Origin of the sequence: Pseudomonas monteilii NBRC 103158 = DSM 14164, from assembly GCF_000730605.1 — a bacterium.
GTDB classification, from domain to species: domain Bacteria; phylum Pseudomonadota; class Gammaproteobacteria; order Pseudomonadales; family Pseudomonadaceae; genus Aquipseudomonas; species Aquipseudomonas monteilii.
Genome location: NZ_BBIS01000049.1, coordinates 14,627 through 33,156, shown reverse-complemented (window position 1 = coordinate 33,156; position 18,530 = coordinate 14,627). Strand labels below are relative to the sequence as shown.

15 protein-coding genes are annotated in these 18,530 nt (G+C 63.3%); 8 read left to right on the top strand and 7 right to left on the bottom strand.

Features of this window, described 5'->3' with window-relative positions:
- The first annotated feature begins 34 nt into the window (after positions 1-34).
- Positions 35-268, top strand: coding sequence for a hypothetical protein (locus PM2_RS23270; protein WP_003248777.1), 234 nt, complete (start codon positions 35-37; stop codon positions 266-268).
- Between the two features lie 50 nt (positions 269-318).
- Here PM2_RS23270 and sulA read toward each other — a convergent pair whose 3' ends face one another.
- Together sulA and lexA are read right to left on the bottom strand one after the other, a co-directional pair.
- The gene (sulA, locus tag PM2_RS23265) at positions 319-795 is read right to left on the bottom strand and encodes an SOS-induced cell division inhibitor SulA (RefSeq protein ID WP_016714900.1); all 477 of its coding nucleotides are present in this window, start codon (positions 793-795) and stop codon (positions 319-321) included.
- 13 nt (positions 796-808) lie between these two features.
- On the bottom strand, positions 809-1,417 hold the full coding sequence (lexA, locus tag PM2_RS23260) for a transcriptional repressor LexA (RefSeq protein ID WP_016714901.1): 609 nt from the start codon (positions 1,415-1,417) through the stop codon (positions 809-811).
- Between the two features lie 215 nt (positions 1,418-1,632).
- On the opposite strand from lexA, the gene PM2_RS23255 reads away from it, so the two are divergent.
- From PM2_RS23255 to nagZ, 3 genes are read left to right on the top strand one after another with little or no spacing between them, the layout of a single operon-like run.
- Entirely contained in the window at positions 1,633-2,346 is a 714-nt protein-coding gene (locus tag PM2_RS23255; protein ID WP_016714902.1) for a TetR/AcrR family transcriptional regulator, read from the top strand.
- Positions 2,347-2,386: 40 nt separating this feature from the next.
- Complete coding sequence (locus PM2_RS23250) at positions 2,387-2,911, top strand: L,D-transpeptidase (RefSeq protein WP_016714903.1); 525 nt, start codon at positions 2,387-2,389, stop codon at positions 2,909-2,911.
- 22 nt (positions 2,912-2,933) lie between these two features.
- Positions 2,934-3,932 (top strand): beta-N-acetylhexosaminidase, encoded by a 999-nt coding sequence (gene nagZ, locus PM2_RS23245; RefSeq protein ID WP_172455937.1) that lies wholly within the window; start codon positions 2,934-2,936, stop codon positions 3,930-3,932.
- Positions 3,933-4,040: 108 nt separating this feature from the next.
- Here nagZ and PM2_RS30280 read toward each other — a convergent pair whose 3' ends face one another.
- The 3 genes from PM2_RS30280 to mfd are packed head-to-tail and all read right to left on the bottom strand — an operon-like array spanning position 4,041 to position 11,418.
- Positions 4,041-7,385: a DEAD/DEAH box helicase gene (locus PM2_RS30280; RefSeq protein WP_080694024.1), complete on the bottom strand. Its 3,345-nt coding sequence runs from the start codon at positions 7,383-7,385 to the stop codon at positions 4,041-4,043.
- A gap of 1 nt (position 7,386) precedes the next feature.
- On the bottom strand, positions 7,387-7,959 hold the full coding sequence (locus PM2_RS23235; protein ID WP_016714905.1) for a CsiV family protein: 573 nt from the start codon (positions 7,957-7,959) through the stop codon (positions 7,387-7,389).
- 9 nt (positions 7,960-7,968) lie between these two features.
- Complete coding sequence (gene mfd, locus PM2_RS23230) at positions 7,969-11,418, bottom strand: transcription-repair coupling factor (RefSeq protein ID WP_028699762.1); 3,450 nt, start codon at positions 11,416-11,418, stop codon at positions 7,969-7,971.
- A 167-nt stretch (positions 11,419-11,585) separates the two neighbouring features.
- Here mfd and PM2_RS23225 point away from each other — a divergent pair, with 167 nt between their 5' ends.
- The 3 genes from PM2_RS23225 (at position 11,586) to sthA (ending at position 15,804) form a co-directional block, all read left to right on the top strand.
- Positions 11,586-13,049, top strand: a complete 1,464-nt coding sequence (locus PM2_RS23225) for a glyceraldehyde-3-phosphate dehydrogenase (RefSeq protein WP_016714907.1) — start codon at positions 11,586-11,588, stop codon at positions 13,047-13,049.
- A 157-nt stretch (positions 13,050-13,206) separates the two neighbouring features.
- Positions 13,207-14,205 carry an FAD:protein FMN transferase gene (locus PM2_RS23220; RefSeq protein WP_028699763.1) on the top strand — a complete coding sequence of 333 codons (999 nt, stop codon included), beginning with the start codon at positions 13,207-13,209 and terminating at the stop codon, positions 14,203-14,205.
- 204 nt (positions 14,206-14,409) lie between these two features.
- The gene (gene sthA, locus PM2_RS23215; protein ID WP_016714908.1) at positions 14,410-15,804 is read left to right on the top strand and encodes a Si-specific NAD(P)(+) transhydrogenase; all 1,395 of its coding nucleotides are present in this window, start codon (positions 14,410-14,412) and stop codon (positions 15,802-15,804) included.
- Positions 15,805-15,852: 48 nt separating this feature from the next.
- On the opposite strand, the gene PM2_RS23210 is transcribed toward sthA, so the two are convergent.
- Both PM2_RS23210 and PM2_RS23205 read right to left on the bottom strand, forming a co-directional pair.
- Positions 15,853-16,569: a glycerophosphodiester phosphodiesterase gene (locus PM2_RS23210; protein ID WP_016714909.1), complete on the bottom strand. Its 717-nt coding sequence runs from the start codon at positions 16,567-16,569 to the stop codon at positions 15,853-15,855.
- A 31-nt stretch (positions 16,570-16,600) separates the two neighbouring features.
- Positions 16,601-17,185, bottom strand: coding sequence for a PilZ domain-containing protein (locus PM2_RS23205; protein ID WP_016714910.1), 585 nt, complete (start codon positions 17,183-17,185; stop codon positions 16,601-16,603).
- 93 nt (positions 17,186-17,278) lie between these two features.
- Between PM2_RS23205 and PM2_RS23200 the strand changes: the two genes are divergently transcribed.
- Entirely contained in the window at positions 17,279-18,529 is a 1,251-nt protein-coding gene (locus PM2_RS23200) for a lipoprotein-releasing ABC transporter permease subunit (RefSeq protein ID WP_019096215.1), read from the top strand.
- Position 18,530: the final 1 nt, after the last annotated feature.

Here is an 18,530-nt window from a genome sequence, read left to right as displayed (position 1 = left end):
TACACTAGCGGCCTTTCGCGGAGAACTGCCATTTATGTCTACGTCGTTTCTGGAAATTGTCGAGTTGCCTGATGGCCGCATCGAACTGCGTCGCGCCGAGGATGAGGGCTCTCTGGTAACCCTGGATTTCTCGGAAGACGCCAAGGTGTTCCTGCAGGGCCAGCATGTGGAAGTGGCCAAGGCCATGCTCAGTGTGGGCGTGCAGATGGCCGGTCGCCTGATGGATGGCGAGCTTGAGCGTGATGAAGGGCCGCGTGTGCTGCACTAAGGGTGCAGCAACGTGTCAGGCTTTTTGAAGTGACAGGCAAAGCCTGAACATCAGCCGAGGCGGATGTTCAGGCTTTGTGCATTTCCGGCACTGGCCGCGCGTAGCAACTGTTGGCGTGCAGTGGCATTGACGCTACCCAGCCAGCTCACCACGGTGTGGCTGAGGCCAAGGCGCAAGGCCTCGCAGGCTAGTTGCAGCGGGCTTTGATTGCTGCGAGGTTGCAGCAGCAAAATACGTTCACGGTTGAGCCCGGCATCGCGCAACCAGGCCTGGGTCAGGCTGGAGGGCGGAGCGATCAGGGTCAGCCAGCGGGCCTCGTCCTCTTCGCTCAGCTCGCGCAGTACCGGTGCCAGCAGGCTTTGGCAGTGCCCAGGGGCGCCGCGCAGCGACAGTTCGCTGAACAGCTCGGGTTGGCTGCTCTTGCGTGCCAGTTCACTGGCTTTCAGGCCCGGTAGCACGGGCTGGGCGAGAAAAGCTTCGAACAGGGGCAACTGGGCTTGCTCGGGTGCGTGAATGAACTGCTGCATGACGCCTCCTGGATCAGCGGCGAATGACGCCGACGCTCAAGCCCTCGATCACCAGCTCCTGTTCTTTCAGGTCGACTTCGATGGGGGCGAATTCGGGGTTTTCGGCAAGCAGCCATACCTTGCTGCCCTCACGCTTGAAGCGCTTCACGGTTACTTCGTCGCCGATGCGGGCCACCACGATCTGGCCGTTGCGGGCTTCGCGGCAGGTGTGTACCGCCAGCAGGTCGCCGTCGAAGATGCCGACGTCTTTCATGCTCATGCCGTGTACGCGCAACAGATAGTCGGCTTGGGGGTGGAAGAAGGCGGGGCTGATGTTGCAGGATTGCTCGATGTGCTGTTCGGCAAGGATCGGCGCACCGGCAGCAACCCGGCCGATGATTGGCAGGCCGCTTTCTTCGGCTTTGGCTTCCAGGCCGGGAATGCGGATACCACGGGAGGCGCCCGGGGTCATCTCGATGGCGCCTTTGCGGGCGAGTGCCTTGAGGTGTTCCTCGGCGGCGTTGGGCGACTTGAAGCCCAGCTCCTGAGCGATCTCGGCGCGCGTCGGCGGGAAGCCGTTGTCTTCCAGGCAGCGTTTGATGAACGCGAGAATTTCGGCTTGGCGTGGCGTCAGTTTCAACATGGTGAGCGCTCTGTCTTTTTGTACAGTGACTGGGATTATATACAGTACTGGATGCGCTGCAAGCCAAAAGGCGCAATAAACAGCAGAGGTGGCGCTTGCAGCCGGCCGTCTGGCGCTTTTAAATGGCGACCGCCCGGTCACCGAGCCTTGACAGAAGCGGGGCTGAAACGTATGTTTCAAACACTTGTTTGTCTGGCGGAGTACCCGGAGTAGTCATGGCCCAATCGGAAACCGTTGAACGCATTCTCGATGCTGCCGAGCAGCTGTTCGCGGAAAGGGGGTTCGCCGAAACCTCGTTGCGGCTGATTACCAGCAAGGCCGGGGTCAACCTGGCGGCCGTCAACTATCATTTCGGCTCCAAGAAGGCGCTGATCCAGGCTGTGTTCTCGCGCTTCCTCGGCCCGTTTTGTGCCAGCCTGGAGCGTGAGCTCGAGCGGCGTCAGGCCAAGCCGGAACAAAAACCCAGCCTTGAAGAGCTGCTGGAAATGCTGGTGGAGCAGGCGCTGGCGGTGCAGCCTCGCAGCAACAATGACCTGTCGATCTTCATGCGATTGCTGGGCCTGGCTTTCAGCCAGAGCCAGGGCCACCTGCGGCGCTATCTGGAAGACATGTACGGCAAGGTATTCCGCCGCTACATGCTGCTGGTCAACGAGGCCGCGCCACGCATTCCACCGCTGGAGCTGTTCTGGCGTGTGCACTTCATGCTCGGCGCCGCAGCCTTCAGCATGTCCGGTATCAAGGCCCTGCGGGCGATCGCCGAGACCGACTTCGGCATCAATACCTCGATCGAGCAGGTGATGCGCCTGATGGTGCCGTTCCTGGCGGCCGGCATGCGTGCCGATAGCGGTGTCACCGATGACGCCATGGCCACCGCCCAGTTGCGCCCGCGTACCAAGACCAGCGTCAGCGCTACCACCGCCAAAGCCTGAAGGCTGGGCGGGGCAGGGCGCTTCGGCTAAGCTAGCGCCCATGCCCGACCTCGATCTGTTGCACATTTCCCTTGCTGACCAATGCCTGTACGGTTTTGCCCGTGGCCAGTTGCGCGTGCGCGTGCCAGTGTCCACGGCGCGTAACGGAGTCGGTGAGCGCAACGGTTCGGGGTGTACGCCGCGCGGCCTGCATCAGGTGCGGGCAAAGATTGGCGCAGGCCTGCCGCTGAATGCGGTATTGGCCGGGCGGCGCTGGACGGGTGAGGTGTGGTCGCCGGAGCTGCACGCGCAAAACCCCGAGCGCGACTGGATTCTCACCCGCATCCTCTGGCTCAGCGGCTGCGAGCCTGGTGTCAACCGCCTGGGTGCGGTCGACACGTTCCGCCGCTATATCTACCTGCATGGCACTCCGGATACGGAACCCATGGGCGTAGCGTTGTCCCATGGCTGCATACGCCTGCGTAATACCGACTTGCTAAGCCTGTTCGAGCGGGTGCCGGTCCATTGCCCGGTGCGCATCGAACAAGCTGCCTGCCCCCAGTGGGCTTCTCTCAGTCTTCAATGAAGGATTACCCATGACCGTCAGCCTGCAAGGCTCCCTGATGGTGGATATCGCCGGTAAATGGCTGACCGCCGAAGACCGTCACTTGCTGCGCCAGCCCGAAGTGGCTGGCCTGATCATCTTTGCCCGCAACATCGATAGCCCGCGCCAGGTGCGTGAGCTGTGTGCGTCGATCCGCGCCATTCGCCCCGACCTGATCCTGGCGGTAGACCAGGAAGGTGGCCGTGTGCAGCGCCTGCGTCAGGGCTTTGTGCGCCTGCCAGCCATGCGTGCGCTGGCCGACAATGACAATGCCGAGTACCTGGCCGAGCAATGCGGCTGGCTGATGGCGACCGAGGTGCTGGCGGTTGGCCTGGACCTGAGCTTTGCCCCGGTGCTCGACTTGGACCACCAGCGTAGCGCCGTGGTTGGCAGCCGCGCCTTCGAGGGTGACCCGCTGCGTGCCACGCAACTGGCCGGGGCCTTCATTCGCGGCATGAATGCGGCGGGCATGGCCGCTTGTGGCAAACATTTCCCGGGGCATGGCTGGGCCGAGGCCGACTCGCATGTGGCCATCCCTACCGATGAGCGCAGCCTTGAGCAGCTGCGCCAGGCCGACCTGGTGCCGTTCACCCGCCTGAGCGGGCAACTGGCAGCGGTGATGCCGGCGCATGTCATCTACCCGCAGGTCGACAACCAGCCAGCCGGTTTCTCGCGGCGCTGGCTGCAGGACATCCTGCGTGGCGAGCTGGGCTTCGACGGGGTGATCTTCAGTGATGACCTGTCGATGGCCGGGGCACATGTGGTGGGTGATGCGGCCAGCCGTATCGAGGCGGCGCTGAGTGCCGGCTGTGACATGGGCCTGGTGTGTAACGACCGGGCGGCGGCTGAGCTTGCACTGAGTGCGGCGCAGCGGATGAAAGTGAAGCCCTCGCCGCGAATTGCGCGGATGCGTGGGCAGGGGTTTGCGCGGACCGATTACCGACAGCAGCCGCGCTGGCTGGAGGCGTTGGGGGCGTTGAAGGAGGCCCAGCTGGTTGATTGAGCCGAAGCGTAGGTCTTGAGTTTTCCGGGGTTGCCGAGATCGAGCGCCGCCCGCGCGGCGCTCGATCTGACGGGCGACAAAACCCTCAAGTCATGCGCCCCGAAACACTCACCGCCCACGCTTCCCCGGCAGCGGCGCAAACAACGCCTCGATTTCCTCATCCCCCATGCGCCATTGCCCAGCCTGCCCGCCATCCAGCAAGCTCGCCGCCAGCGCCGCCTTCTCTTGTTGCAGCAACTGGATCTTCTCTTCCACCGTACCCCTGGTAATCAGCTTGAACACGAACACCGGCTTGTCCTGGCCAATGCGGTAGGCGCGGTCGGTGGCCTGGTTTTCACTGGCCGGGTTCCACCAGGGATCGAAGTGGATCACCGTGTCCGCAGCCGTCAGGTTCAGCCCCACACCACCTGCCTTGAGGCTGATCAGGAACACGTCGCTGTCACCTTGCTGGAATTGCTGTACCGGCGTGCGCCGGTCGCGGGTGTCACCGGTCAGCAGGCTGTAACGGATTTTGCGCTTTTGCAGTTCTTGCTCGATTAGCGCCAACATCGAGGTGAATTGCGAGAACAACAGTACCCGCCGCCCTTCGCTGAGCAGTTCTTCGAGCATTTCCAGCAGCGCACCCAGCTTGCCCTTGTCGGCCTGGTTACCCTTGCTTTCCACACCCTTGACCAGGCGCAGGTCGCAGCACACCTGGCGCAGCTTGAGCAGGGCGTCGAGGATGACGATCTGGCTGCGGGCGGCGCCATTGCGGGCGATTTCGTCGCGCACTTTCTTGTCCATCGCCACGCGCACGGCCTCGTAGGTGTCGCGCTGGGCGTCGCTCAGCTCCACCCAGTGCACCATCTCGGTCTTGGCAGGCAGCTCGGTGGCCACCTGTTCCTTGGTGCGGCGCAACAGGAACGGGCGAATGCGTGTAACCAAGTGAGCCAGTCGCTCGCTGTCGCCATGGCGCTCGATGGGGGTACGGTAGTCCTGGTTGAAGCGCTTCAGGTCACCCAGCCAGCCGGGCATCAGGAAGTGGAAGATCGACCACAGCTCGCCCAGGTTGTTTTCCATTGGCGTGCCGGTGAGGCACAGGCGCTGGTTGGCCTGCAGCTCGCAGACGGCGAGTGCGGCCTTGCTGGTGCTGCTCTTGATGTTTTGCGCCTCGTCCAGCACCAGTACATGCCAGGGTTGGCTGCGCAGGTGTTCGAGGTCGCGTGGCACCAGGGCGTAGGTGGTCAGCACCAGGTCGTAGTCGTGCAGCGTGGTGAAATGCTTGCTGCGCCCTGGGCCTTGCAGGGCCAGCACGCGCAGGTCGGGGGCGAAGCGCTGGGCTTCGTCCAGCCAGTTGGGCACCAGGCTGGTCGGCATCACTGCCAGGGCGGGAGCGGTCAGTCGCCCGGCCTGCTTTTCCAGCAGCAGGTGCGCCAGGGCCTGCAGGGTCTTGCCCAAGCCCATGTCGTCGCCCAGGATGCCGCCGGTGCCCATTTCGCGTAGTGCCTGCAGCCAGTTAAGGCCCTGTTGCTGGTAGGGGCGCAGGCTGGCCTGCAGCCCTGTCGGCGGGGCTACCTGCAAGTCGCGGGCGTCGCGCAGGCGGCGGCCCAGATCCCGCACATGTGCGCCGCCTTCCCAGTGCAGGGGCAAGCCTTCGATCTCGTTCAGGCGTGCGGCATCGGCGCGGTCCAGGCGCAGGGACCGGCCGGCTAAGTCTTCGTGCAGGTACAGCTCGCCCAAGGTGCCCATTACGGCCTTGATGCGGCCGTAGGGCAGGGCAACGCGCAGGGCCGAAGCATCGAGGCGGCCGCGGTTGAGGTCGATCAGCAGGTGCTCGTCGTCGCTGCGCCGGGCCAGTTCGCTGGGGCGCAGCAATTCCGGGTTACTGCGCAGCAGTTGCAGTACGATCGGCAGCAGGCTGTGGCGCTGGCCGTCGACCACGATACCCAGCTCCAGGTCGAACCATTCATGGCCGGGGGCTTCGTCGATGGTGGCGTACCAGTCGTCCACCTCTTGCAGGTTGAAGGCGAAATCGCGGTGGATGTCGATGTCCCACCCGGCTTCGCGCAGGCGCGGCAGGCCTTCGCGGGCAAAGCGCAGCCAGGCTTCGTCGTCTGGCAGCTGAAACATCTCGCCGGCGCTGTCGGGCAGGGCCTTGCTTTGTCGGGTGGCGGCTTTGAAGCCCAGGTCGCGCAGCACCTTGCGCAGCGCCTGCTCGGCCTGCGGCTGGCGGCGGATGCGCTGGCTGGTGTTGTCGACCAGGCGGGTCAGCGGTTTTTCGTCGCTGCCGCTGGCGCGTAAACCGTCATAGTCGAACGCCAGTGCGGCCCGATGCTGCATCTGCCGCTGCATGCGGCCGGTCTTGGGCATGTAGGCGCTGAATTCGAGGCTGCCCAGCGTCATTTGCGGCCTGGGTTGAATACTGTCGATCTCTTCACTGCGTACGCTTGTAGGCGTTGGAACCTGGCGATTCAGCGCATTCAACCGGTGGCTCAGGGGGATGATCAAGTGTTCGGGCACCGTAGGTGCGCTTGCCAGTTGGCTGGCAATGAACGGGTCAAGGCCATGTTCAAGCTTGCCAGTCATGCCCGTTTGAGTATCGATGTAGTAGAGCGGGTCGAGCGGCAGTGCCACGTCATGCATCCGCTCGTCATTGTGCCACGAACCGCGATAGCTGCCGTTCTCAAGCCTCATCCAGCGGAACTCGGCTTGCAGGGGTGGCCCAGGGATTAATGGCAACTGTTGCTCGGCATGAATCAAGCGCCCACTGGCAAGTGCGAATTCATACAGCTCTGCACCTTGTTTACCTTCCAGTCTTGCGATGGGCATGCTGGAATTATTGGCCAGGGTGTCAATCAACCTGAGGATGCGCAGATCTTCATCTGTGACATAACGCGGCGTGTAATAGAGCATTTCAGGCAGCGAGCTGGCACGCCCCAGGTTCAGCTGACCATCGGCTTCGCGGGTGCCTTTGGATACGCTGAGCGTGCAAACGCCATGGTCGTTAACGACCTTGTAGTAGAGCGAGGGGCCTTTGCGCTTGGCGGGTTCAGCGGGCTTGGTCGGGACTTCCAGGGTTTCGACCCAGTGGGCGAGTTCAGGGGGGAGGTCGAGCGAGTGCTGGGTCGTTTCGGCAGGTGCAGGCAGGGTGTCCTGATCGCCTTCGCCGCAATCCGGGCCCTGTTCCAGCAGGTAAAGTGCAGCGGCGCAATGCTTGCAGTTCTCACCTACTGGGCATGTGCAACTGCCCTCGCATTCCAGGCCATCTTCAGTCATGTCCAGGGTTATGCGCTGGTAGTAGGTGCGGCCCGCTGAGCCTGTACACTCAGCGCGGATCGTCATGCCCAGGATCGATACGATCGCGCTTCTGCCTTCATCGGCATAGTCCCGACCGCGCCGCAGGGTCTTGCGATCAAACGACATAGTCCAGCCATTGTGCGCCCGCACAAAGAACTGCGCATCGCTCTCGCTCACGTCACTGCTCCATCATCTCCGGGTCCACCACCGGCATTTTCGGCGTACCCGGTGGCGTCACCTTCAGCAGCACGGCCAGGTGGCCGCCGTCGAGGAAGGTCAGCTGGCCGCCCTTGACGTTGCTGTTGCTCTGCTTGAACTGCTCGCTTTGCAGCACGTTGCCGTTGCCGTCCAGCTGGTTGACCCAGAAGTTGGCGTCGACAGTGATGAAGCGGCCTTCGGCGATGCTCAGGTTACCTTCGATGGGGAAGTGGCCGAACTGCTCAGCACCTTCGCCCAGGGCAATGCGGCTGGGCTCGCTGCCCACTTGCTGCTGCCATGCCTTGTGCATCAATACGGTGTAGTCGGCAGTGGCTTCCAGGCGGGTGGCTTCGTCCTCCAGCGCCAGGCGGCGCTCGGCATCCTTTTCCAGGCGTGGGGCGCCGGCGCTCCAGTTTTCCGGGGCGAACGGGCTGGTGAAGGCGGGCACGCTGTTTTGCCGCACCAGGATCATTTCAACCTGATACAGGCCTTCGGCGAAGGCGGCTGGCGCAAACAGCGCCAGCAGCAGGGTCAGGCTACGGATGGCACGCATGGATCTTCCTTAGGCAGGCTGTGGGGTCAGGCGCTCGAACAGCGCCTCCAGGGTGTTGAAACGTTCGTCGGGGCGCTCCATCGGCACCAGGAAACGGAACTGGGTCGCACCTTCGAACTTGTAGCGTTTGGGCTGCCCCTGGATCAGCTTGATCAGGGTCAGCGGGTCGACCGGGGTTTCGGCCTCGAACTCGAGCTTGCCGCCATTGGGGCCGGCGTCGACTTTCTTGATGCCGAGCTTTTCCGCAAGCAGCTTGAGCGAGGTCAGGCGCATCAGGTTCTTGGTCGGCTCCGGCAGCAGGCCGAAGCGGTCGATCATTTCCACTTGCAGGTCTTTGAGGCCTTCTTCGTCGGCCGCCGAGGCAATGCGCTTGTACAGGATCAGCCGTGCATGCACGTCGGGCAGGTAGTCTTCGGGGATCAGCGCCGGCAGGCGCAGGTTGATCTCCGGGCCACCACCCAGTGGCTGTTCGAGGTTCGGCTGGGTGCCTTTGCGAATCGCCTTCACCGCACGTTCGAGCATTTCCATGTACAGGGTGAAGCCCACCGCCTGGATCTGCCCGCTTTGACCTTCGCCCAGCAGCTCGCCCGCACCGCGGATTTCCAGGTCGTTGGTGGCCAGCACGAAACCGGCGCCCAGGTCCTGGGTGTTGGCGATAGCCTCCAGGCGTTTTTCGGCGTCGGCGCTGACTTTCTGCCGGGTGGGCGTGAGCAGGTAGGCGTAGGCCTGGTGGTGGCTGCGGCCGACCCGGCCACGCAACTGGTGCAACTGGGCCAGGCCGAACTTGTCGGCACGCTCGATGACGATGGTGTTGGCGCTGGGCACGTCGATGCCGGTTTCGATGATGGTCGAGGCCACCAGCACGTTGAAGCGCTTGTGGTAGAAGTCGCTCATCACCTGTTCCAGCTCGCGCTCGCGCATTTGCCCGTGGCCAATGCCGATGCGCGCCTCGGGTACCAGTTCGGCGAGGTCGGCGGCGCATTTTTCGATGGTTTTCACATCGTTGTGCAGGTAGTACACCTGGCCACCGCGCAGCAGTTCACGCAACAGCGCTTCCTTGACCGTGCTCTTGTTCTGCTCCATGACGAAGGTGCGCACCGACAGGCGGCGCGCTGGCGGCGTGGCGATGATCGACAGGTCGCGCATGCCCGCTACCGCCATGTTCAGCGTGCGCGGAATCGGCGTGGCGGTGAGGGTAAGGATGTCGACCTCGCTGCGCAGGGCCTTCAGTTGCTCCTTCTGGCGCACGCCAAAACGGTGTTCTTCGTCGATGATGGCCAGGCCTAGGTCCTTGAAGCGCACATCGTCCTGCAGCAGCTTGTGGGTGCCGATGAGGATGTCGATCTTGCCTTCGGCCAGGTCGGCGGCAGCGGCGGCCACTTCCTTGGCGGATTTGAAGCGGCTCATCACTTCCACGGTCACCGGCCAGTCGGCGAAGCGGTCGCGGAAACTGTTGTAGTGCTGCTGGGCGAGCAGGGTGGTGGGCACCAGCACGGCCACCTGGCGGCCGCTGTGCACAGCGATGAACGCGGCGCGCATGGCCACTTCGGTTTTGCCGAAGCCGACATCGCCGCACACCAGACGGTCCATCGGCTTGGGTGCCAGCATGTCGGCACGCACGGCTTCGATGGCGGCTTGCTGGTCCGGGGTTTCTTCGAAAGGGAAGCCGGCGCTGAAGGTGGCGTAGTCGGCAGACGGGTCGGCAAACGCATAACCCTTGCGCGCAGCGCGGCGGGCATAGATGTCGAGCAGCTCGGCGGCCACGTCGCGCACCTGTTCGGCGGCCTTGCGCTTGGCTTTCTGCCAGGCCTCCGAGCCCAGCCTGTGCAACGGCGCCAGCGCGTCGTCGCTACCGGTGTAGCGGGCGATCAGGTGCAGGTTGGCCACTGGCACATACAGCTTGGCGTTCTCGGCGTATTCCAGGGTAAGGAACTCGGCGGCCTGGCCGTCGATTTCCAGGGTGGCCAGGCCCAGGTAGCGTCCTACACCGTGGTCGATGTGCACCACTGGCGCGCCTTCGCGTAGTTCGGTGAGGTTCTTGATGACGGCGTCGTTGGCGGTTTCGCCACGCTTGTCGCGGCGTCGGCGCTGCATCACCCGCTGGCCGAACAGCGCGCTTTCGGCCACCAGGGCCAGGCCTGGGTCGTCCAGCACCAGGCCGTCGTCCAGCGGAGCAATGGTGATTGCCAGGCGCTCGCTGCCGGTAATGAAATCGTCCCAGCCGTCGACGGTATGCGGGCGCAGCTTCAGCCGGTCGAGCAGTTCCAGCAACACTTCGCGGCGGCCCGCCGATTCGGCGGTGAACAGCACGCGGCCGGGGAACTGGTCGAGGAAGTTGGCCAGTTCGGCCAGTGGCTGGTTGGCCTTGGCCTCGATGGCCAGGTTGGGCAAGGCGCGTGCCGGGAAGCGCTCGCGGCCCGCGCCCGGGTCGAGGTCTTCGCTGCTGACCACCACCCGCGGCCACTGCTTGAGCCGGGCAAAGCAGTCTTCCACCGGCAGGAACAGCTCGGCCGGTGGCAGCAGTGGCCGGCTCAGGTCGCCGCGACGGTCTTCATAGCGCCCGCGTACGTCGTTCCAGAAGTGTTCGGCGGCCTGCTCCACACCGGGCAGCGAGAACACCTGGGTGTCGGCTGGCAGGTAGTCGAACAGGGTCGAGGTTTCTTCGAAGAACAGTGGCAGGTAGTACTCGATACCGGCGGGGATGATGCCGCTGGCCAGGTCTTGGAAGATGGCGCAGCGGCGGAAGTCGACGTCGAAGCGCTCGCGAAAGCGCGCCTTGAAGCGGGTCACTTCCTCTTTCTGCATCGGGAATTCGCGTGCCGGCAGCAGGCGCACCGAATCCACCTTGTCGATCGAGCGCTGGGTCTCGGGGTCGAAGGTGCGCAGCGTCTCGATCTCGTCATCGAACAGGTCGATACGGTAGGGCAGTTTGCTGCCCATCGGGAACAGGTCGATCAGCGCGCCGCGCACGGCAAACTCGCCATGCTCGTACACGGTGTCGACGCAGCGATAGCCGCTGGCCTCCAGGCGCGTACGCATCTGTTCCACGTCGATGGTCTGGCCCACATCCAGCACCAGGCTGCTGCCTAGCAGAAAGCGTGTGGGAGCCAGGCGGTGCAGGGCGGTGGTGACCGGCACCACGAGGATGCCGTGGCTCAGCTCCGGCAGCCGGTACAGGCTGGCGATGCGCTGGGAAATGATGTCCTGGTGTGGCGAGAACAGGTCGTAGGGCAGGGTTTCCCAATCGGGGAACGGCAGCACCGGCAGGTCTGGGGCAAAGAAGCGCAGCTCCTGTTCCAGACGGTCGGCGGCCTGGCTGTCGGCCGTCAGCAGCAGGGTGAAGCGGCCAGCGCTGCTGGCGGCCTCGGCGATGGCAAGGCTGAGGGCGGCACCGGGCAGGTTGCCCCAGGTTTGTTTGCCGGCCGTGGCCGACATTTGCGGTAGGCGCAGAACTGACACGGGAGATTGCACTCCAAGCGTTGCGGCAAAGAGACCGATTGTACCGGTGCCAGTGCCGCCTGTCAGGCTTGAAAGGGCATGAACGCTGGCTTGCGTGACTGCGACAGGCGCTCATTGCCGGTTCCGCGTTGGGGCGTCATAATGTAGCCCCTTTTTTCTGTCCCTACATGTGGAAGGTTCCCGTGACTCAGAAGCCCGACCAGTGTCTTGGTGAGTGGATTGATCGTGAAGCCCTGGCTGAAGCGATGATCCCGCTTATCGGTCAGCTCTACCGCAACAACAATGTGGTGAGCTCGATTTATGGCCGCAGCCTGATCAACCGTTCGGTTATCTCGATCCTCAAGGCGCACCGCTTTGCGCGTCATCGTCAAGCCGACGAAACCGAACTGTCCGTCCACGAGACATTCCCACTGCTCAAGGCCATGAGCGAGCTGAAACTGGGCGCCGCTTCGGTCGACCTGGGCAAGCTGGCCAACAAGTTCAAGCAGGAAGGCAATGGCCGCACTGCCGAGCAGTTCGTCCGTGAAGAGCTGGCTGACGTGGTTGGCCAGCAGAACGCTTCGGCCCGTAAAGGCACCGACGTTGTCCTGTACGGCTTCGGCCGCATCGGCCGCCTGCTGGCGCGCATCCTGATCGAGAAGACCGGTGGTGGTGACGGCCTGCGCCTGCGTGCCATCGTCGTGCGCAAAGGCGCCGAAAACGACCTGGTCAAACGTGCCAGCCTGCTGCGTCGTGACTCGGTTCACGGCCCGTTCGATGGCACCATCACCATCGATGAAGCCAACAACACCATCACCGCCAACGGCAACCTGATCCAGGTTATCTACGCCAAGAGCCCGAGCGAAGTCGACTACACCCAGTACGGCATCGACAACGCGCTGATCGTCGACAACACCGGCGTATGGCGTGACGCTGACGGCCTGGGCCAGCACCTGGCCTGCCCGGGCGCTGCCCGCGTGATCCTCACCGCACCTGGCAAGGGCGCGCTGAAGAATATCGTGCACGGCATCAACCACGGTGACATCGCCGCCGATGACAAGATCATCTCGGCAGCTTCCTGCACCACCAACGCCATCGTGCCGGTGCTCAAGGCCATCAACGACCAGTACGGCATCGTCAACGGCCACGTCGAAACCGTTCACTCGTTCACCAACGACCAGAACCTGATCGACAACTTCCACAAGGGCAGCCGCCGTGGCCGTGCCGCGCCGCTGAACATGGTTATTACCGAAACCGGCGCCGCCACTGCTGCCGCCAAGGCACTGCCAGTGCTGAAGGGCAAGCTGACCGGCAACGCCATTCGCGTGCCGACGCCGAACGTTTCGATGGCCATCCTGAACCTGAACCTGGAAAAGGCCACCTCGCGCGACGAGATCAACGAGTACCTGCGCCAGACCGCCATGCACTCGGAACTGCACAAGCAGATCGACTACGTCAGCTCGCAGGAAGTGGTTTCGACCGACTTCGTCGGCTCGCGCCACGCCGGTGTGGTTGACGCTGAAGCCACCATCGCCAACGACAACCGCGTTGTTCTGTACGTCTGGTACGACAACGAGTTCGGTTACAGCTGCCAGGTGGTTCGCGTGATGGAAGAGATGGCCGGTGTGAACCCGCCAGCGTTTCCACGCTAATGCGCTTGTAAGGCAATGAAAAAACGGGAACCTTCGGGTTCCCGTTTTTTTTGGCTGGAGTAAGTTGTGTGGCGTCTGTTAGATCGAGCGCCGCCCGCGCGGCGCTCGGTATGTGCCACACCACAGAATCCAAGCCAAGCACCCAGGAACCGATTTTTTGCGCAAAGCCTTACTGTCCTTCCTCCTGCTGCTAACCGCCTGCAACCAAGGCCCTATCCTGGAGCGCCTGGGTGGCCCGACCATGGGCAGCAGCTACAGCATCCAGTACGTCCGTGAGCCCGGCGGCCCGGCGCCGGAACAGGTGCAAGCGGCGGTCGAAACCATCCTGGGCGACATCGACCAGCACTATTCGACCTATCGCGCAGACTCCGTCGTCAGCCTGTTCAACCAGTTGCCCGCCAACCAGTGCCTGGCGCTGCCGCCCGACATGCTCGAACTGGTCAACCTTGGCCAGCACATGGCCGAGCAGAGCGATGGCGCCTTCGACCTCACCGTCGAGCCCTTGCTCAACCTGTGGGGCTTTGGCCCTCAGGCCCGCCACGAGCAGGTGCCGGACCCGCAAGCCCTGGCCCAGGTGCGCCAGCGCGTGGGCTACCGGCACTTGCACATCAAAGGCCAGGCCCTGTGCAAGGACGCCCCGGTGCAGCTCGACTTCAACAGCATGGCCGCCGGCCATGCCGTCGACCTGATAGCCGCTCGCCTGCAAGCCATGGGCGTAACCCGCTTTGTCGCCGAGGCCACTGGCGAGCTCAAGGCGGTCGGCCGCAAACCCGATGGCAGCCCTTGGCGCATCGCCCTGGAACTGCCCCGCGAAGACCGCCAGATCGCCCGGCAGATCATCCCGGTCAATGGCCTTTCAGTATCAACCTCGGGTGACTATCGGCACTATTTCGAGCAGAATGGCCGGCGCTATTCGCACGCCTTCGATGCCCGCCTGGGGCGCCCGGTGCAACATGACCTGGCCGCCGTCACCGTGCTACACGCTTCGGCGCTGCAGGCCGACGGTTATTCGACGCTGCTGCTGATCCTTGGCCCTGAGCGTGGCTGGGATTTTGCCCTGGCGCATGGCCTGGCTGCGGTATTGGTGACTCGGGCCGAGGGTGGCTTCGTCTCCCGAGCTACGCCCGCATTCGAACGGGCGGTGAAAGGCGATTGAAAGCGCAGGCAGGGATGATTGCCGCCAGGGAATGGGTAAACCATATGTAGTGCGGGCGAAATTGGCCTACGACGCGACCAAGGGTTAATGTGCGCGGCGTTCACGCTTGATTAGACTGCACCCGAATTTTCTCATGACGCCCCGGCGGCATGATCGCGCCCCGCGAGCGACCGTGGCTTGCGGGCCAGTTCTGAAGGAGTACGCATGGCTGTCTACAACTACGACGTAGTGGTGCTGGGTTCCGGCCCGGCCGGTGAAGGCGCGGCAATGAACGCCGCCAAAGCAGGGCGCAAGGTAGCGATGGTCGATGACCGTCGCCAGGTTGGTGGCAACTGCACCCACCTGGGTACCATCCCGTCCAAGGCACTGCGTCACTCGGTGCGGCAGATCATGCAGTTCAACACCAACCCGATGTTCCGTGCCATCGGTGAGCCACGCTGGTTCTCGTTCCCGGACGTGCTGAAAAGCGCCGAGAAGGTGATTGCCAAGCAGGTGGCATCGCGCACTGGTTACTACGCCCGTAACCGCGTTGACTTGTTCTTCGGCACCGGCAGCTTTGCCGACGAGCAAACCGTCGAAGTGGTGTGCCCGAACGGCGTGGTGGAAAAACTCAACGCCAAGCACATCATCATCGCCACTGGCTCGCGCCCGTATCGCCCGGCCGACATCGACTTCCACCACCCGCGCGTGTACGACAGCGACACCATCCTCAGCCTCAGCCACACCCCGCGCAAGCTGATCGTGTACGGCGCCGGTGTGATCGGTTGCGAATACGCCTCTATCTTCAGTGGCCTGGGCGTGCTGGTAGAGCTGGTGGACAACCGTGGCCAGCTGCTGAGCTTCCTGGATTCGGAAATTTCCCAGGCGTTGAGCTACCACTTCAGCAACAACAACATCACCGTGCGCCATAACGAAGAGTATGAGCGCGTCGAAGGCCTGGACAACGGGGTTGTCCTGCACCTGAAGTCGGGCAAGAAGATCAAGGCCGACGCCTTGCTGTGGTGCAACGGCCGTACCGGCAACACCGACAAGCTGGGCCTGGAGAACATCGGTATCAAGGTTAACGGCCGTGGCCAGATCGAGGTCGACGAGGCCTACCGCACCAGCGTGTCGAACATCTACGGTGCAGGCGACGTGATCGGCTGGCCAAGCCTGGCCAGTGCCGCCCATGACCAGGGCCGTTCAGCGGCTGGCAGCATCGTCGACAATGGCAGCTGGCGCTTCGTCAATGACGTGCCGACCGGCATCTACACCATTCCGGAGATCAGCTCGATCGGCAAGAACGAGCAGGAGCTGACCCAGGCCAAGGTGCCGTACGAAGTGGGCAAGGCCTTCTTCAAGGGCATGGCGCGTGCGCAGATCGCCGGCGAGCCGCAGGGCATGCTGAAGATCCTGTTCCACCGCGAAACCCTGGAAATCCTCGGCGTGCACTGCTTCGGCTACCAGGCTTCGGAAATTGTCCACATCGGCCAGGCGATCATGAACCAGCCGGGTGAGCACAACAACCTGAAGTACTTCGTCAACACCACGTTCAACTACCCGACCATGGCCGAAGCCTACCGGGTAGCTGCCTACGACGGCCTGAACCGGCTTTTTTGAGCGGCTCCGACCGGTGGCCTGAGCCGGTCGGAGAGACCGATTTCAACCCTACCCGAGGGTGGTCTTGGCCAAACCGGGAAAGTCTGTAATCAGGCTGTCCACGCCAAAGTCAGCGAGCCGGCGCATCAGTGCCGGTTCGTTGACCGTCCACACCGACACGTGCAAGCCCTGGCCCTGTGCTTTCAACAGGCGCTCGGGGGTGCACAGTGTCCAGTTCAGGGCCAGTATCTCGCAGCCGTAGTTCTGCGCCACCTTCAACGGGTCGAGCCAGGCGTATTCGGCTACCAGCCCGCGTTTCACGTCTGGCACCAGCTCCTGGGCTGCGCCCAATACTTCGCGTGAGCTGGAGGTGATGGTTACCTTGTCCAGCAGGCCGTATTGCTGGGCCAGTTCGCGGATCGCCAGCACGGTGGTGGCGGCGCGGGTGCGCGAAGCGCTCTTGACTTCCAGCTGCCAGTGCTCGAACGGGCACTTCTCGAACAGTTCTTCCAGTTTTGGAATAGGGCAGGGCTGCACATGGCCCGGGCCGCCTTTACGTGCGTCGATTTTCACCAGGTCGGCGGCCGGGTGCTCGACCACCTTGCCGCGTTTGCCGGTGGTGCGCTTGAGGGTAGGGTCGTGTATCACCATCAGCTCGTTGTCGGCCGACAGGTGCAGGTCCAGCTCGCAGCGGGTGACGCCGTGGGACAGGCACTGGCGAAAGCTGGTCAGGGTGTTCTCGGGTGCTTCGCCCTTGGCGCCGCGATGGCCGTAGATCAGGGTCACGTTCGTTCCTTCAAATCAGGGGGAAATAGGCTCAGGAGGCGGGGTCGTTCTGTTCCAGCTGCTGGCGCCGTTGTTGTTGCTGGCGCTGCAGGATGTAGCGGGCCAGCAGTTGACGCTGGGCGTCGGTCATGTCGGTAAACTCGGTGCCGACCTCGAAGCCGCCCTCCGGGCGCGGGTCGCAATGGGTGACCTTGCCGCGCAGCAGCAGGCCATGGGCGCGCGGCATCAGCACCATTTTCACTTTTACCCGGGTGCCGGGGGCAATCTGCGTGGCCTGGGCGAATTCGATACCGCCTTCGGAGATGACCACCGGCAGCGGCTGGCCGACTTCGCCAAGCAGGGTTTGTGCAACCACCGCGCTAAGCAGGTCGAGGCGCTTGTTCTGCGCCCGCAGGAAGGCAGCGAGGGTGCGGTCCTTGTCACTCAGCTGGCGCAGCAGGTGCTGTGACTCGAAGTCGGACAGATGCAGTTCGCTGAGCAGGTTGAACAGCGGGGAATCATCTTGCAACACATCTGGGTCGAGGGCTTCGGCCGCGCTGAGGGGGCTTATTTGAAGTGCGATCCGATCTTCGATGCGGTAGTATTCGCGGCGATCTTCTTCGTCTAATGTCGTCATGGCGAACCCAAGGTAGCGGCGGTGGTCCGAGTGTAAAGCCGCCGTAGGCGCCTCGCCACAAGGACGTTCCCTTTCATCCGAACAAGCCCCGACATGTTCAGACCTCTTTTCGCATTCATCGGTACGCGTTATACCCGTGCCAAACGCCGTAATCACTTCGTCTCGTTCATTTCCCTGACCTCGATGATCGGCCTCGCCCTGGGCGTGGTGGTGATGATCGTGGTGCTGTCGGTGATGAACGGTTTCGACCACGAGATGCGCACCCGCGTGCTCGGTATGGTCCCGCATGCCACGCTGGAGAGCGGCCAGCCCATAACCGACTGGCCTGCCCTTGCCCAACAAGTAAAGCAGAATCCGCAGGTGGTGGCGGTAGCGCCTTTCACCCAGATGCAGGGCCTGCTGACCCATGACGGCAAGGTGCAGAAGGTGCTGCTCAACGGCATCGACCCGGCCCGCGAGCGCGAGGTGTCGATTATCGACAACTTCATCTTGCAAGGCCGCCTCGACCAGCTGGCGCCGGGCGAGTGGGGCATCATGATAGGCGACAAGGCTGCGGCCAAGCTGGGTGTGACCATTGGCGACAAACTCACCTTCGTCGCCCCCGAAGTCAGCGTGACGCCTGCCGGCATGTTCCCGCGCATGAAGCGCTTCACCGTGGTGGGCACCTTCCATGTGGGCGCGGGGGAGATCGACGGCTATCTGGGCCTGACCAATATCAGCGACCTGTCCCGCCTGCACCGCTGGAAGCCCGACCAGGTACAGGGCCTGCGCCTGAAGTTCGACGACCTGTTCCAGGCGCCACGGGTGGCCTGGAGCATTGCCCAGCAGCTGGGTGACCAGGAGTACTACAGCCGCGACTGGACCCGCACCCACGGCAACCTGTACCAGGCCATCCGCATGGAAAAGGCCATGATCGGCCTGCTGTTGCTGCTGATCGTGGCGGTGGCGGCGTTCAACATCATTTCCACGCTGGTGATGGTGGTGAACGACAAGCGTGGCGACATTGCCATCCTGCGCACACTGGGCGCCACGCCCGGGCAGATCATGCTCATCTTCATGGTCCAGGGCACGGTAATCGGGGTGATCGGTACCCTGATCGGCGCCGTGGTCGGGATTGTTGCCGCGCTGAACGTGAGTGCGGCGATCGCCGGCATCGAGAAACTGATCGGGCACAAGTTCCTCAACGCCGACGTGTACTTCATCGATTACCTGCCCTCGCAGATCCAGGCCCAGGACGTGTACATGGTCTGCGGTGCGGCGCTGGTCCTGAGTTTCTTCGCCACCCTGTACCCGGCCTGGCGTGCGGCCCGCACCCAGCCTGCAGAGGCGCTACGTTATGAGTGAG

What these genes read in the sequence shown, in the direction of transcription:
- PM2_RS23270 (WP_003248777.1), top strand. Translation starts at nt 35, where the DNA reads ATGTCTACGTCGTTTCTGGAAATTGTCGAGTTGCCTGATGGCCGCATC.
- sulA (WP_016714900.1), bottom strand. Translation starts at nt 795, where the DNA reads ATGCAGCAGTTCATTCACGCACCCGAGCAAGCCCAGTTGCCCCTGTTC.
- lexA (WP_016714901.1), bottom strand. Translation starts at nt 1,417, where the DNA reads ATGTTGAAACTGACGCCACGCCAAGCCGAAATTCTCGCGTTCATCAAA.
- PM2_RS23255 (WP_016714902.1), top strand. Translation starts at nt 1,633, where the DNA reads ATGGCCCAATCGGAAACCGTTGAACGCATTCTCGATGCTGCCGAGCAG.
- PM2_RS23250 (WP_016714903.1), top strand. Translation starts at nt 2,387, where the DNA reads ATGCCCGACCTCGATCTGTTGCACATTTCCCTTGCTGACCAATGCCTG.
- PM2_RS23235 (WP_016714905.1), bottom strand. Translation starts at nt 7,959, where the DNA reads ATGCGTGCCATCCGTAGCCTGACCCTGCTGCTGGCGCTGTTTGCGCCA.
- PM2_RS23225 (WP_016714907.1), top strand. Translation starts at nt 11,586, where the DNA reads ATGTGGAAGGTTCCCGTGACTCAGAAGCCCGACCAGTGTCTTGGTGAG.
- sthA (WP_016714908.1), top strand. Translation starts at nt 14,410, where the DNA reads ATGGCTGTCTACAACTACGACGTAGTGGTGCTGGGTTCCGGCCCGGCC.
- PM2_RS23205 (WP_016714910.1), bottom strand. Translation starts at nt 17,185, where the DNA reads ATGACGACATTAGACGAAGAAGATCGCCGCGAATACTACCGCATCGAA.
- PM2_RS23200 (WP_019096215.1), top strand. Translation starts at nt 17,279, where the DNA reads ATGTTCAGACCTCTTTTCGCATTCATCGGTACGCGTTATACCCGTGCC.